The 13,649-nt window shown below is 63.3% G+C and carries 10 protein-coding genes and 1 tRNA gene; 9 read left to right on the plus strand and 2 right to left on the minus strand.

Annotated features, from left to right (window positions below):
• Nucleotide 1: 1 nt before the first annotated feature.
• From OKW39_RS19385 to OKW39_RS19420, 8 genes are all read left to right on the plus strand, one after another.
• A complete protein-coding gene (locus OKW39_RS19385) occupies nt 2-1,054 on the plus strand; it encodes a microcin C ABC transporter permease YejB (RefSeq protein WP_090800838.1) in 1,053 nt (350 codons plus the stop codon).
• Nucleotides 1,008-2,120, plus strand: a complete 1,113-nt coding sequence (locus OKW39_RS19390) for an ABC transporter permease (protein ID WP_429363592.1) — start codon at nt 1,008-1,010, stop codon at nt 2,118-2,120. Before OKW39_RS19385 ends, OKW39_RS19390 begins: the two co-directional genes overlap by 47 nt.
• A complete protein-coding gene (locus OKW39_RS19395; protein ID WP_429563273.1) occupies nt 2,120-3,766 on the plus strand; it encodes an ABC transporter ATP-binding protein in 1,647 nt (548 codons plus the stop codon). The genes OKW39_RS19390 and OKW39_RS19395 overlap by 1 nt, the downstream gene beginning before the upstream one ends.
• Entirely contained in the window at nt 3,763-5,202 is a 1,440-nt protein-coding gene (locus OKW39_RS19400; protein ID WP_429563274.1) for a TldD/PmbA family protein, read from the plus strand. Before OKW39_RS19395 ends, OKW39_RS19400 begins: the two co-directional genes overlap by 4 nt.
• Complete coding sequence (locus tag OKW39_RS19405) at nt 5,199-6,596, plus strand: TldD/PmbA family protein (protein WP_429334887.1); 1,398 nt, start codon at nt 5,199-5,201, stop codon at nt 6,594-6,596. Before OKW39_RS19400 ends, OKW39_RS19405 begins: the two co-directional genes overlap by 4 nt.
• A gap of 94 nt (nt 6,597-6,690) precedes the next feature.
• Nucleotides 6,691-7,212, plus strand: coding sequence for a GNAT family N-acetyltransferase (locus OKW39_RS19410; RefSeq protein ID WP_429334886.1), 522 nt, complete (start codon nt 6,691-6,693; stop codon nt 7,210-7,212).
• Nucleotides 7,209-7,772, plus strand: coding sequence for a GNAT family N-acetyltransferase (locus OKW39_RS19415; RefSeq protein ID WP_429363596.1), 564 nt, complete (start codon nt 7,209-7,211; stop codon nt 7,770-7,772). The genes OKW39_RS19410 and OKW39_RS19415 overlap by 4 nt, the downstream gene beginning before the upstream one ends.
• A gap of 7 nt (nt 7,773-7,779) precedes the next feature.
• Nucleotides 7,780-10,965: a multidrug efflux RND transporter permease subunit gene (locus tag OKW39_RS19420; protein ID WP_429563275.1), complete on the plus strand. Its 3,186-nt coding sequence runs from the start codon at nt 7,780-7,782 to the stop codon at nt 10,963-10,965.
• A gap of 5 nt (nt 10,966-10,970) precedes the next feature.
• Here OKW39_RS19420 and OKW39_RS19425 read toward each other — a convergent pair whose 3' ends face one another.
• Nucleotides 10,971-11,216, minus strand: a complete 246-nt coding sequence (locus tag OKW39_RS19425; protein ID WP_429363815.1) for a GNAT family N-acetyltransferase — start codon at nt 11,214-11,216, stop codon at nt 10,971-10,973.
• 633 nt (nt 11,217-11,849) lie between these two features.
• Here OKW39_RS19425 and OKW39_RS19430 point away from each other — a divergent pair.
• A tRNA-Met gene (locus OKW39_RS19430) sits at nt 11,850-11,926 on the plus strand.
• Here the strand turns inward: OKW39_RS19430 and OKW39_RS19435 are convergent.
• Complete coding sequence (locus tag OKW39_RS19435; RefSeq protein WP_429563504.1) at nt 11,883-13,574, minus strand: recombinase family protein; 1,692 nt, start codon at nt 13,572-13,574, stop codon at nt 11,883-11,885. The genes OKW39_RS19430 and OKW39_RS19435 overlap by 44 nt on opposite strands.
• Nucleotides 13,575-13,649 lie beyond the last annotated feature (75 nt).

A 13,649-nucleotide genomic window follows, 5' to 3' on the forward strand; every position in this document is an offset into this window, starting at 1 on the left:
TATGTTTATCTACATCATCAAACGTCTGCTGCTGATGATCCCGACGCTGATCGGCGTCGTTACGCTGACGTTCTTCGTGACGCAGTTCGTGCCGGGCGGCCCGGTCGAACAGATGATGACGCAGTTGCGTCACGGCCAGCAGCGCGGCGGCGAAGGCGGAGGCGGCGGCAGCGCGTATCACGGCAGCCAGGGCGTCGATCCGCAGCAGATCGAGCAGATCAAGAAGCAGTTCGGCTTCGACAAACCGCCGCTGACGCGCTATCTGAAGATGCTGAGGGACTACGCGCGTTTCGATCTCGGCCAGTCCTACTATCACCATCAGAGCGTATGGGCGGTGATCCGCTCGAAACTGCCCGTGTCGATCACGCTCGGGTTATGGACGGTCGTGCTGACCTACATCGTGTCGGTGCCGCTCGGGATTGCGAAAGCGGTGCGCAACGGCTCGCGCTTCGATACCGCCACCAGCGTGATGGTGCTGACCGGCTACGCGATTCCGGGCTTCGTGTTCGGCGTGCTGCTGCTGATGCTGTTTGGCGGCGGCACGTTCTGGCAGGTCTTCCCGATGCGCGGCCTCACGTCCGATAACTTCGACGAACTCAGCGCGTTCGGCAAGGTGCTCGATTATCTATGGCACATCGTGTTGCCGGTGACGGCGTCGGTGGTGGGCAACTTCGCGATCGTCACGATCCTGACCAAGAATACGTTTCTCGAAGAGATTGGTCGTCAATATGTGCTGACCGCGCGGGCGAAAGGCGCGCCCAAGCGTGACGTGCTGTGGAAGCACGTATTGCGCAACGCCGCGATTCCGCTGCTGACCGGACTGCCCGCCGCGTTTATCGGCGCCTTCCTGAACGGCAACCTGCTGATCGAAACGCTGTTTTCGCTCGACGGCATGGGCCAACTGTCTTATGACTCGGTGATCCGCCGCGACTATCCGGTCGTGCTGGGTTCGCTGTTCCTGTTCACGCTGATTGGTCTCGTGACCAAACTCATTGCTGACGTCTGCTATGTCCTCGTCGACCCCCGCATCCAGTTCAACAGCCTGGACCGATAAGCTGCCGCCTGGCGCGTTGCCGGTGTCCGTGTCGCCTGGGCGACGCGTATGGCAGCGTTTTCGCCGGCAGAAGCTCGGTTACTGGAGCCTGATCGTGTTCGCGACGCTGTTCGTGCTGAGCCTGCTCGGCGAAGTGCTCGCGAATGACCGGCCGCTGATGGTCCGTTACGACGGCCATGACTATTTTCCGATCGTGAAGGACTATCCGGAAACGATGTTCGGCGGCGATTTTCCGACCCGCGCGAACTATCTCGATCCGTTTATCCGCAAGCAGTTGACGGAGAAAGGCAACTTCGCGATCTACCCGCCGAATCACTACCACTACGACACGATCGATTACTTCGCGACGCGGCCGTTTCCGGCGTCGCCGTCCGCGACCAACTGGCTCGGCACCGATCAATACGGCCGCGACGTGCTGTCGCGATTGCTGTACGGCTTCAGGCTGTCGGTGTTGATGGCGCTTGCGCTGACGGTGTCGGGTATCGTGCTGGGCGTGCTGGCGGGTGCGTTGCAAGGCTTTTACGGCGGCCGCACCGACCTGATCGGGCAGCGCCTGATCGAAGTATGGAGTTCGATGCCGGACCTGTATCTGCTGATCATCTTCGCGTCGATCTTCGAGCCGAGTTTGTGGCTGCTGTTTATCCTGCTGTCGATGTTCGGCTGGCTGGTGCTGTCCGACTACGTGCGCGCCGAATTCCTGCGCAACCGTTCGCTCGATTACGTTCGCGCCGCGCGCACGATGGGTTTGAGCAACTGGCAGATCATCTGGCGTCATCTGCTGCCGAACAGCATGACGCCGGTGATCACCTTCCTGCCGTTCCGGATGAGCGCCGCGATTCTGTCGCTGACGAGTCTGGACTTTCTGGGGCTGGGTGTCGCACCGCCCACGCCGAGCCTGGGCGAACTGCTTCAGGAGGGCAAGAACAACCTCGACGCATGGTGGATTTCGGTATCTGCGTTTGCCGCGCTGGTGATCACGTTGTTGCTGCTGACGTTCATGGGCGACGCGTTGCGCAATGCGCTCGACACGCGTTCGCGCGGGTCGGCGTTCGGCGGGGGAAAGTGATGAGCGATGCAACGTTGCACAAGCCTTTGCTGGAAATCGACACGTTCTCGATCCGTTTCGGCGACAAGGTCGCGGTTCGCGAACTGAATCTGACGATCGGGCGCGGCGAGCGGGTTGCGCTGGTCGGCGAATCCGGTTCGGGCAAGAGCGTCACGGCGCTGTCGATCCTGCGTCTCGTCGAACATGCGCAGACCAGCGGCCAGATCCGTCTCGACGGCGTCGATCTATTACGGAAAACCGAGCAGCAGATGCGCGGGATTCGGGGCGCCGACGTCGCGATGGTGTTTCAGGAGCCGATGACCGCGCTCAATCCTCTGTTCACGATCGGTCAGCAGATCGCCGAAAGCCTGCGTTTGCACGAGGGTTTGCGGTCGAACGCGGCGCGCGCCCGCGGCATCGAACTGCTGCGCCGTACCGGCATTCCCGAGCCGGAACGGCGGATCGACAGCTACCCGCATCAACTATCCGGCGGACAACGCCAGCGCGCGATGATCGCGATGGCTCTCGCGTGCCGTCCGCGCCTGCTGCTCGCCGACGAACCCACTACCGCGCTCGACGTCACCGTGCGTCAGCAGATCGTCGATCTGCTGATCGAGTTGCAGGAACAGGAAGCCGCCGATCGCGGCATGGCGGTGCTGCTGATCACGCACGACCTGAATCTCGTGCGCCGCTTCGCCCAACGCGTGGCGGTAATGGAAAAGGGTGTGCTGGTCGAAACCAATACGACCCAGGCGCTGTTCGCAGCGCCGCAGCATCCTTACACGCAGCGATTGCTCGACAGCGAACCGCATCGCGAGATCGGGCCGATCGAACCGCACGCGCGTCGGGTGCTCGAGGTGCAAGGCCTCGCGGTCGATTACCGGACGGCCGCGAAAGGCTGGCGCTCGCTGTTCAGCGGTTCGACGTTTCGCGCAGTGCACGACGTCGATCTGACGCTGCGTCGCGGTGAGACGCTCGGCGTGGTCGGCGAATCGGGCTCCGGAAAATCGACGCTGGCGGCGACGCTGCTCGGTCTGCAACGGCCCGCCGCCGGTCATATCCATGTCGACGGCGCGCCGTTGTCGGCTTTGCGTGGCGCGAACTCGCGCCGCGCGTTGTACTCGCGGATGCAGGTGGTGTTTCAGGACCCGTTCGGGTCGCTATCGCCGCGTATGACGGTCGAGCAGATCGTCGGGGAATGGATCGAGGTGCACCGGCCGGAAATCGACGCGCGCACGCGCCGCGCGCGGGTGGGGACGATGCTCGAAGAAGTGGGCATGCCGCACGAATCGATGCTGCGCTATCCGCACGAATTTTCCGGCGGGCAGCGGCAGCGCATAGCGATCGCGCGTGCGTTGGCGGTCGAACCGGAAGTGCTGATTCTCGACGAACCGACCAGCGCGCTCGATGTGTCGATCCAGCAACAGGTGCTTAAGTTGTTGGCGGGCTTGCAGAAGAAGTACCGGTTAAGCTATCTGTTGATCACCCATGATCTGGCGGTGATGCGTGCGATGGCGCATCGCGTGATCGTGATGAAGAACGGCCGCGTGGTCGAGGCGGGAGACACGCTCGATGTGCTGCATGCGCCGTCACATCCTTATACGCAGTCGTTGCTCGCCGCGTCGATGATCGCGCCGGAGCACGACGAACCCGAGGTGCTGCAATGAGTGAATCGCGCTGGACGCAGGCCGCCCGTGCGTTGAAGAGCACCGCGGCGTTCTGGTCCTTACGGATTGTCGATGAACAGATCGACGACCACGAAGTGCGCAACGACGTCGCGCAGCCGCTGCGCACGCAGCGCGAACGCGGCGCCATGCTGACCGCGTGGGCCGGCGCGGGCGCAGGCTATGCGGCAAGCACGGATCTGTCCATCGCGGGCTTGCAGGCTGCGCTCGATATCGCGACGCAACGTGCGCTGGCGAGCGCCGGCGCATCGCTGATCGACCATCGCGCGGTGTCGCGCGAAGCGCTCAGCGGCGCGTATGTCTCGCCCAATGCCGACCGACCGCTGCCGACGCGCGGCGAATGGCTCGCGCGTCTCGCGCACGAATGCGCCGCCGCGAAAATCGACGAGCGGATCGTCGAGCGCACGGCATCCGTGCAGATCACGCGCACCGAACAGGTTTATCTGACCAGCGACGGCGCGCGAATCGACCAGCGCTTTTGCCTCGTGATGCCGGAAATGAGCGTCGCGGCGCACGCGAACGGCGACACGCAGGTGCGCACGCTCGGCGGCAATTACGGCACGCTCGCGCAAGGCGGCGTCGAAGTGCTGGACCGCTACGCGTTCGACGGCGCAGGCGTGCGGCTTGCCACCGACGCGCTGACCTTGCTGGCCGCGCCGAACTGTCCGGCTGGTCCGCGCGACCTGCTGCTGATGCCCGATCAGATGATGTTGCAGATTCACGAATCGATCGGGCATCCGCTCGAACTCGACCGGATTCTCGGCGACGAACGCAACTTCGCCGGATGGAGTTTCGTGAAGCCGGAGATGTTCGGCACTTACCGTTACGGCTCGGAACTGCTCAACGTGACATTCGATCCGTCGTTGCGCGAAGAAGCCGCGTCGTACGCATTCGACGACGACGGCACTGAAGCGCGCAAACAGTATCTGATTCGCGATGGCGTGCTCGAACGTCCGCTCGGTGGCGCGCTGTCGCAACAGCGCGCAAAGATGGCGGGCGTCGCGAATTCGCGTGCGTCGAGCTGGAATCGCGCGCCGATCGACCGGATGGCGAACCTGAATATCGAACCGGGAACCAGCACGCTGGGCGAAATGATTTCCGGCATCGAACACGGCATCCTGATGCGCACCAATACGTCGTGGTCGATCGACGATCACCGCAACAAGTTTCAATTCGGCTGCGAGTTCGGCCAGTTGATCGAAAACGGCAAGCTCACGCAAATCGTCAGGCAACCGAATTATCGCGGCATATCCGCGAATTTCTGGCGCAGTCTGAGCGCGGTCGGCAATGCCGGCACGCGCGAAGTGTTCGGCACGTCGATGTGCGGCAAAGGCGAACCGACGCAGGTGGTGCGCGTCGGCCATGCGTCGCCGCCGTGCGTGTTCACGCATGTCGATGTATTCGGAGGCGCGCGATGACTACAACCAATGCAGTCAATGCAGTCAATGCATCGAGCGGCTTCGATTTCGCCTCGAACGCGCAGTCGCCGGATTGGCACGCGCATTTCGCGCTGCTTGCCGATGCGATCGACACGTTGCTCAGCGGCGACGAAGTGGCGTTGACGCGGCTGTCGGCGGAGCGATCCGACTTTATCCGCTTCAACGGTGGCAAGGTTCGGCAGATCGGCCAGGTGTCGCAAGGCAAACTGACCGTCCGCCTGATCGACGGCGCCAGGCAGGCGTATTCGAGCTTCACGGTATGCGGCGATCCGGCGACGGACCTGCGCGATATCGCCGATGCGCTGAATACGTTGCGCGACGGCTTGCGCGATGCGCCCGACGACCCGCATCTGTTGTACGACGCCACCCAATGGACCCAATCGACGCGCCGCAGCGGCAAGCTGCCCGCGCCCGACGCACTGTTGCGGATCGCCACCGAAAGCGCGCGCGGACTCGATTTCGTCGGCTTCTATGCCGGTGGCTCGATGGTGCGCGGCTTCGCGTCGTCGCGCGGCAGTCGCGGCTGGTACGAAGTCAGCAACTTCAGCTTTAGCTGGTCGTTGTACGACCCGAGCGGCCGTGCGATCAAAAGCACGTACACCGGCGACCACTGGGACGACAGCGTGTTCGCCGCGAAGGTCGAACAGGCCGCCGCACGTTTGCCGGTGCTCGGACACACGCCGCGCGCGTTGTCGCCGGGGCGGTATCGCACGTATTTGGCGCCGGCGGCGATGCTGGAACTGGTCGGCACGGCGTCGTGGGGCGGGTTTTCCGCGCGCGCGAACGCCACCGCGCGCAGCCCGTTTTACCGGCTGCACAGCGGCGCAGTCGCGCTCGATCCGCGCGTGTCGATGACCGAAGACCTGAGCCTGAATATCACGCCGCGCTTCAACGAAGACGGTTATCAGCGCGACAGCGTGCCGTTGATTCACGACGGCCGCAACGCCGGGCAACTGACCAACGCCCGTAGCGCGCGCGAATACGGATTGACGCCGAACGGCGCGCTCGCCGGCGAAACGCCCGAGTCGCTGGCGATGGCTGGCGGCGATCTCGACGCCGCCGATATCCTTGCCGCACTCGATACCGGGCTGTATGTCGGCAATCTCTGGTACGTGAATTTTTCTGACCGGATGAATTGCCGGTTGACCGGCATGACGCGTTTCGCGACGTTCTGGGTCGAACGCGGCCAGATCGTCGCGCCGGTCGACGCGATGCGTTTCGACGACAGCCTGTACCGTTTGCTGTCGAGCGAACTCGAACGTCTCGACGCCGAGCCGGAACTGCTGCTGAACGATGGAACGGAGGGCGAGCGGCAGACCGGCGGCTGGAAACTACCCGGCTTGCTGGCACGCTCGTTCGAACTGACGCTGTGAGTGAGTTTCCGATGACAGATTGAAGGCCATAACAATGACGGAACCAAAGACAATATTTGAGAGCACGACACGGTTCGGGGCCGAACCGGTCGAGATGAGCATCAGGCCGCTGGATCCGGACGACGCCGCGCAATTCCACGCGCTGCGTTCATGCCCCGGTGTGATGCGCCAGAACCCGATGCGTCCGTATCCGACCTTGCAGCAGACTCAAGGCTGGCTCGCGAAGCTCGCGGCGCCGTCGATGGCGATTGCAGCGCTGGTGGGCGATACGCTGGTCGGCTCGGCCGATCTGCATCCGGGCACGCTGCGCCGCGCGCATAGCGGCTGGCTGGGTATCAGCGTGCACGACGACTGGCAGGGCAAGGGCGTCGGCACGCGGCTGATGGCCGAACTGATCGATGCCGCCGACAACTGGTACGGGCTGCGCCGTCTCGAGCTGAACGTGTTCGCCGACAACCATCGCGCGATTGCGCTGTATCGCAAGTTCGGTTTTTCGCACGAAGCGACCTTTCGCGGCGCCGTGCTGCGCGACGGCATGCTGATCGACTCGGTGTTCATGGGCCGCTTACGCGCGCCGATGGGTCATCTGCAAGCGGAAATCGAGGCGGCCGTATGAACGTCTCGTTGAAACCCGACACGGCGCATGTGATTATCCGCGCCCGCGAAGTGTCCGACCTCGACGCGATCACTTCGTTGATGAACTGCCCCGGCGCGCGGCATGGCACGTTGCAGACGCCGTATCGCTCGAACGCGACGGTCGGGAGCTGGCTCGAAAAAATGCCCGCGAACACGCTCGGGCTGTGCGCGCAGGCGGCCGGTCGCGTGGTCGGGATGATCGACGTGTTGCCGCGCATGCACCGGATGGCGCATTGCGCGGGAATCGGTCTCTGCGTGCATGACGATTACGTCGGGCGCGGCGTCGGCACGGCGCTGCTCGCGGCGGCCGTCGAGTGCGCGGATACGCTGCTCGGCCTGCGTCGGCTGGAGTTGACCGTGTTCGTCGACAACCACCGCGCGATCGCTCTGTACCAGCGCTTCGGCTTCGTCGAGGAAGGACGCTCGCCAGCGTTCGCGATGCGCGACGGCAAGCTGGTCGATGCATTCCATATGGCCCGTTTCGCCGATGCGCCGGTGTTCGCTTCGCCGGTCGCGCTCGCACCGAACCCACACGCGTGAGCATGCCTTGGCCGCCTTTTTTATCGACCGACCGGTCTTTGCGTGGATTCTGGCGCTTGCGGTAATCATCGCGGGCGCGCTCGCGTTGACGCAACTGCCGGTCGCGCAATATCCACGACTCGCGCCGCCGCGTATCGTGATCGACGCCGTCTATCCGGGTGCATCGACGGAAGCCGTGGATGCGAACGTTGGCAGCATCATCGAAGAAAGTCTCGACGGTGCCGACGGGATGCTGTACTACGAAACCGCCAGCGACGGCCTCGGCAACCTTGAAATCGCGGCGACCTTCGCGCCCGGCACCAACCCCGATATCGCGATGATGGACGTGCAGAACCGGCTCAAGCAGGTCGAGCCGCGTTTGCCGCAACAGGTGGTGCAGCAGGGTATCAGCGTTTTCAAGGCCGCCAACACGTTCCTGATGCTGGTCGCGCTGACGTCCACCGATGGCACGCGCGATTCCGCGCAACTGAGCGACATCCTCAGCCGCGACATCATGCGCGAACTGAAGCGCGCGCCGGGCGTCGGTTCCGCGCAACTGTGGGACGCCGACGAAGCGTTGCGCGTCTGGCTCGATCCGATGAAGCTGCGCGAATTCGGCCTCGCCGCGTCCGACGTCAACGCCGCGATTGCCGCGCAAAACGCGAGCGTCGCGGCAGGCACACTCGGCGACGCGCCGCTGGTGGACGGCCAGCAGTTGACCGCGTCGGTGAACGTCAAAGGGCAGTTGCTGTCGCCGGAGGAATTCGGCCAGATCGTGCTGAAAGCGCACCCCGACGGCTCGGCAGTGCGGCTTGCCGACGTCGCGCGGGTCGAGATCGGCCGCGACAACTATACGTTCTGGTCGCGCCTGAACGGCAAGCCGTCGGCGACGGTCGGGATTCAACTCGGGCCGCGCGGCAACGCGCTCGAAACATCGGACGCGATTCGGGCGCGGCTCGCGGAACTGGCGAACCGTTTGCCGCCGGGCGTCGCGGTTCAGGTGCCGTTCGATAGCGCGCGCTTCGTCAACGTTGCGATTCGCGAAGTGCTGATCACGCTGGCCGAGGCGATCTTGCTGGTGTTTCTCGTGATGTGGCTGTTCCTGCGCGATCTGCGCTACGCGCTGGTGCCGACAGTGGTGATTCCGGTCACGCTGATGGGTGCGTTTGTCACCATGTACGCATTCGGCTTGTCGATCAACGTGTTCACGATGTTCGGCCTCGTGCTGGCGATCGGCATTCTGGTCGACGACGCGATCGTGGTGGTCGAGAGCGTGCATCGCGTGATGGACGAAGAGGGCCTGGCGCCGCGCGACGCGACATTGAAAGCGATGAAACAGATCGGCGGTGCGATCGTCGGCGTGACGGCGGTGCTGACCGCCGTGTTCGTGCCGATGGCGTTCTTTCCTGGCGGCGTCGGTGGGATTTACCGGCAATTCGCGGTCGCGATGATTGCGTCGATGCTGGTCTCGTCTTTCATGGCGCTTTCGTTGACGCCCGCGTTGTGCGCGAACCTGCTGAGCGCGCCTGCGCAATCGGTCCGTCAGCGTGACGCGCGACGCGGTTTGCGTGGCGTTGCCGCGCGCCTCTCGACGCGTTTCGAACAGGGCTTCGATCGCGCGTCGCGCGCCTACCGGGCCATGACGGCCGCCGCGATGCGCAGGGTCGGGCCGCTGCTCGCGGTGTATGCCGTATTGCTGCTGCTGTGCGGCGCGTTGTACTGGCGGATGCCGGGCGGCTTCCTGCCCGTCGAAGACCAGGGCCAGCTGCAGGTGATGATCCAGTTGCCGGCCGGCGCGACGCAGGCGCGCACGCTCGCCGTCGTCGAAACGACCGAGTCGATTTTGCGCATGCAAACGGCGGTGGCGAACGTGACAAGCGTGATCGGCTGGAGTTTCGAGGGCAGCGGACAGAACGTGGCGATGTCATTCGTCACGCTGAAAGACTGGGGCCGGCGCGGCGTTGATGCGATGACGCTGCGCGACACGTTGAACCGGTCGTTCAGCCGGATTCTCGACGGCAACGTGCAGGCGCAATTGCCGCCGTCGGTGCCGGGCGTCGGGCATTCGGACGGCTTCACGTTCCGGCTCGAAGATCGCGGCGGCTTGGGCCGCGACGCGTTGAAGGCCGCCCGCGACCAGCTTGCCGAGCGCGCGAAGGCCGATCCGTCGCTGGCGTCGATTCATTTCGAGGATCTGCCCGACGCGCCGCGTATCGAACTCGACGTGGACCGCGCGAAGGCGTACGCGCTCGGCTTATCGTTCGACCGGATTGCGGACGTGTTCGGCAGCACCTTTGGCTCGCACTATGTCGACGATTTTCCGGCGGGTGGCCGGATGCGCCGCGTCCTGGTGGCGGGCGATGCGTCGACGCGGATGACGGAAACCGATCTGCTGGCCTTGTCGGTGCCGAACCAGTCGGGCGCGATGGTGCCGCTGTCGTCGGTTGCGACGCGCCGCTGGACCATCGGGCCAGTCGCATTGACGCGCTACAACGGCTATCCGTCGCTCGATCTGAACGGCCGTGCGGCGAGCGGTGTCAGTTCGGGGGCGGCGATGGAGGCAATGGAGCGGCTCGCGGCGAGCTTGCCTGCGGGCATCGCGTTCGACTGGGTCGATGCGGCGCGCGAAGAACGCGCGGCGGCGCGGCTGACGCCGTTGCTGCTCGGACTGTCGCTGCTGGCGGTGTTCATGGCGCTGGCCGCGCTATACGAAAGCTGGACGATTCCGCTCGCGGTGTTGATGGTCGTACCGCTTGGCGTAGTCGGCGCCATTGCGGCGATGCTGATGCGCGGCATGCCGAACGACGTCTACTTCAAGGTTGGGATGATCACAGTGATCGGCTTGTCCGCGAAAAACGCGATTTTGATCGTGCAATTCGCGCGCGACCTGAGCCTACGCGGCGTGCCGCTGACGCGCGCGGTGATACGCGCGGCGGGCGCGCGATTTCGCCCGATCGTGATGACGTCGTCGGCGTTCCTGTTGGGCGTCGTGCCGCTGGTGCTGGCGAGCGGCGGCGGTGCGGAAAGCCGCCGGTCGATCGGTACGGGCGTGTTCGGCGGCGTCGTGACGGCGACCTTGCTCGGGCTGGTGTTTGCGCCGGTCGCGTTTCAGGCGGTGGCGGTGGTCGCGCAGCAAGGGCCGCGCGGCGCGCTGCGGCGCTTGCATGGCTATCGGCGTCAGTCGCGCGAGTTGATTCGCGATGTCAGCACATGATCGGCTCACGCGCCGTCGATCTTCGGATACGCACGCGCGAGGCCTTCGTTTTCGAAGCCGAGCCGCTCGAGGAGTCGCGCGCTGCGCAGATTGTCGGGCCGGTAATTCGCCATTACGCGATGCAGTTGCAGCGTGCTAAAGACGTGGTCGATTGCGTTGCTCAACCCTTCGCGCGCGAAGCCGCGACCTTCGAAGCGCCGCGATACCGGGAACCTGAGATGACGCGCCTGGAAGGATGCGAGATCAAAGATAGAAGTGTCATGGCGGTCTCACTGATGTGGCAACTATCGGCACCCGCCGCAGGAAGATGCGTTCGTCCGAGCAGGAAAGCCGCACACCGCGCGCAGCAAGATGGACCGTCTTGGTTGAAAGAAATGGTGTATCGCGTGAACGGGTATCCCTGCTTACGCAAATAGATGATCGATTGGAAGCACGAAGGGACGACTCATGGCGCAATACGCATGAGCATGGGCGACCGTGCTCCCGGCAGAAAAATTTAAATGCCGTGTTGATTCCTCGTGCATGGGTGCCGATGCCTGCGCAACTTGAGCAAAGAGGTTTTCACGGGCAGCGCAGCAAGAATTGCATCGGGTGGATACGTCATATCAAGTTCCGCTCAACGATGAAGATAGCTTCTTGCGTTGTTGCGTTCGCGCGGGCGAGGCTCGATGAATGAAGTCCCGGCCAGTTGCTCCGATTCGCGGTAGTCCCGCATCTTATCGCGTGCGCGAGCGGGGAGTGTGCAACTTGCCGTTGCGATGTTTCGTAGCGCGTGCGACGCATCGCGCCGCGCGAATGTGCCGCTTGCTCGACCGCACTCGATATGTATTTCGCGCCAACATTTGACGTTGTGTCAGCGATCCGATATACTCTTTTTTCTCTGACGCGGGGTGGAGCAGTCTGGCAGCTCGTCGGGCTCATAACCCGAAGGTCGTAGGTTCAAATCCTACCCCCGCAACCACAATTCGAGACTGATTTCCGGCAGCACAGACGAGCAACTGTTCGGAAACGTCTTCATAGGACGCGAAGTAACCACCGTCCCTCTTCTGTATCTCTATCGGTCCCATCAGCGTCGCAATTATTTGCCGCGCTTCATCGACGGATTCCCCCGATAACGCTTCCCTGAGTTCTGTTGTTCGTGCCTTTGCGCGTTGAGCAATTTCCGCGAACTGTTCGCTGTTGACCTTCGTCCGAGTCAAAGCCTGGGTAAGCGCCTCACGCTCGCCTTCCGCTTTTTTCAGCCGTTCCATCAAGGCCGCTGAAACGCCTATTTCTGCCAGCGCCTGCGTCAGATTTTCGATCTGCCGGTCGAGCGTGCTTACCTTCGCTCGAATCTCCCTGGCCGATCCGGCCGCATCGTCCTGTTCGTTCGCGAAATATCGGCGCACGGCCGAATCAATACCCGCCTGGGCGTCGTCGGACAGCAGTTCATCGCGCAGGATATTGAGCAATCGTTCGTCTGTCTCAGCGCGGTAAATGTTCGCGCCGTGACATGCTTGCAGGCCGCGCTCCTTTCGGGTCACGCAGCCGTAGTAACGCTGATTGATTGACACCATTGCCCCGCCGCACTCAGGGCAGCGCAACAATCCACCGAAGAGGCTGCGCGGCGCGCGTCCAGCCCCCGACGTTCCGGCGTTCAGGCGATCCGCGCCCATGCGCGTGCGCACTGAGTGCCAGAGGTCATCGCTGACGATGCGGTAGTGGTCGCGGCGTTCGGTTTTCCATTCGCTTTCCGGCCGGTCCTGACGTACGCGCGCGCCCGTGTCAGGGTCCTTTATCCACTGCGAGCGGTTCCAGATATAGATACCGATGTAGGCCGAGTTATTGAGAATGCCGGAACCCTTGCGCGGTGAGCCGTACAGCGCCGAACGCATCCAGGTTGTGTTGCGCGGCGACGGCACGCCGAGGCGGTTGAGTTCGTCGCATATCCTGAAGGTGGACCAGCCCGCCGCGAACTTCTCGAAGATGAACCGCACCCACTTCGCCTGTTCGTCGTTGACGCGGTAATCGCTGCCATGCTCGCCTTTAACGAGGTCGTAGCCGTAGCTTTTGCCACCGGCGACGAACCCGCGATCAACCTGGCCGGTCTGCCCGCGCAGCGTCTTGCAGCGAAGATCATCAATATAGAGTTCGTTGACAAGGCCGCGAACCGTCCGCTGCACCTTGCGGCTGCCTGAGGTCGAATCGTAGCCATCGGACACGCCGAGCACGCGGATACCGCGAAACTCAAGCCGACGCAGAGTGATTTCCTGCTCGACCTGATCGCGCGACAGGCGGTCCAGCGCTTCGATTACCAATACATCGAATCGGCCCGCCATCGCGTCGGCCATCAACTGCTTGCCGCCAGGACGTGATTCGACACGCGTCCCACCTGAGATACCTTCGTCCGAATGACGGGCAACAATTTCGCATTCGGCCAGCGTCGCGACGCGACGCGCACATACGTTTATTTGGTCCGTGACCGATGTTTCTTTCTGTTTGTCCGTTGAGAAGCGGGCATAGATTGCCACTCGCATTTCGATTCGTTCTCCGTGTTGTTCGCCGCTCGGGAACCCCGTACCATGTCGCGCGCTACGCTGCGCGCGAGAAGATTTATCAGGGCTTGCCATGCTTCAGGATGCTTGTCCCGCAACAATTTTAGCCTCCACATTCGTTGTAGGCTTTCAGCGCATTCCGAATCTGAG

Source organism: Paraburkholderia sp. MM6662-R1 (genome assembly GCF_050436245.1).
Classification (GTDB): Bacteria; Pseudomonadota; Gammaproteobacteria; order Burkholderiales; family Burkholderiaceae; genus Paraburkholderia; species Paraburkholderia tuberum.

Excerpts from the sequence above, each read along its gene's own strand:
- OKW39_RS19435 (WP_429563504.1), bottom strand. The coding sequence starts at position 13,574 with ATGGCAAGCCCTGATAAATCTTCTCGCGCGCAGCGTAGCGCGCGACAT.
- OKW39_RS19410 (WP_429334886.1), top strand. The coding sequence starts at position 6,691 with ATGAGCATCAGGCCGCTGGATCCGGACGACGCCGCGCAATTCCACGCG.
- OKW39_RS19395 (WP_429563273.1), top strand. The coding sequence starts at position 2,120 with ATGAGCGATGCAACGTTGCACAAGCCTTTGCTGGAAATCGACACGTTC.
- OKW39_RS19405 (WP_429334887.1), top strand. The coding sequence starts at position 5,199 with ATGACTACAACCAATGCAGTCAATGCAGTCAATGCATCGAGCGGCTTC.
- OKW39_RS19415 (WP_429363596.1), top strand. The coding sequence starts at position 7,209 with ATGAACGTCTCGTTGAAACCCGACACGGCGCATGTGATTATCCGCGCC.
- OKW39_RS19385 (WP_090800838.1), top strand. The coding sequence starts at position 2 with ATGTTTATCTACATCATCAAACGTCTGCTGCTGATGATCCCGACGCTG.
- OKW39_RS19390 (WP_429363592.1), top strand. The coding sequence starts at position 1,008 with ATGTCCTCGTCGACCCCCGCATCCAGTTCAACAGCCTGGACCGATAAG.
- OKW39_RS19400 (WP_429563274.1), top strand. The coding sequence starts at position 3,763 with ATGAGTGAATCGCGCTGGACGCAGGCCGCCCGTGCGTTGAAGAGCACC.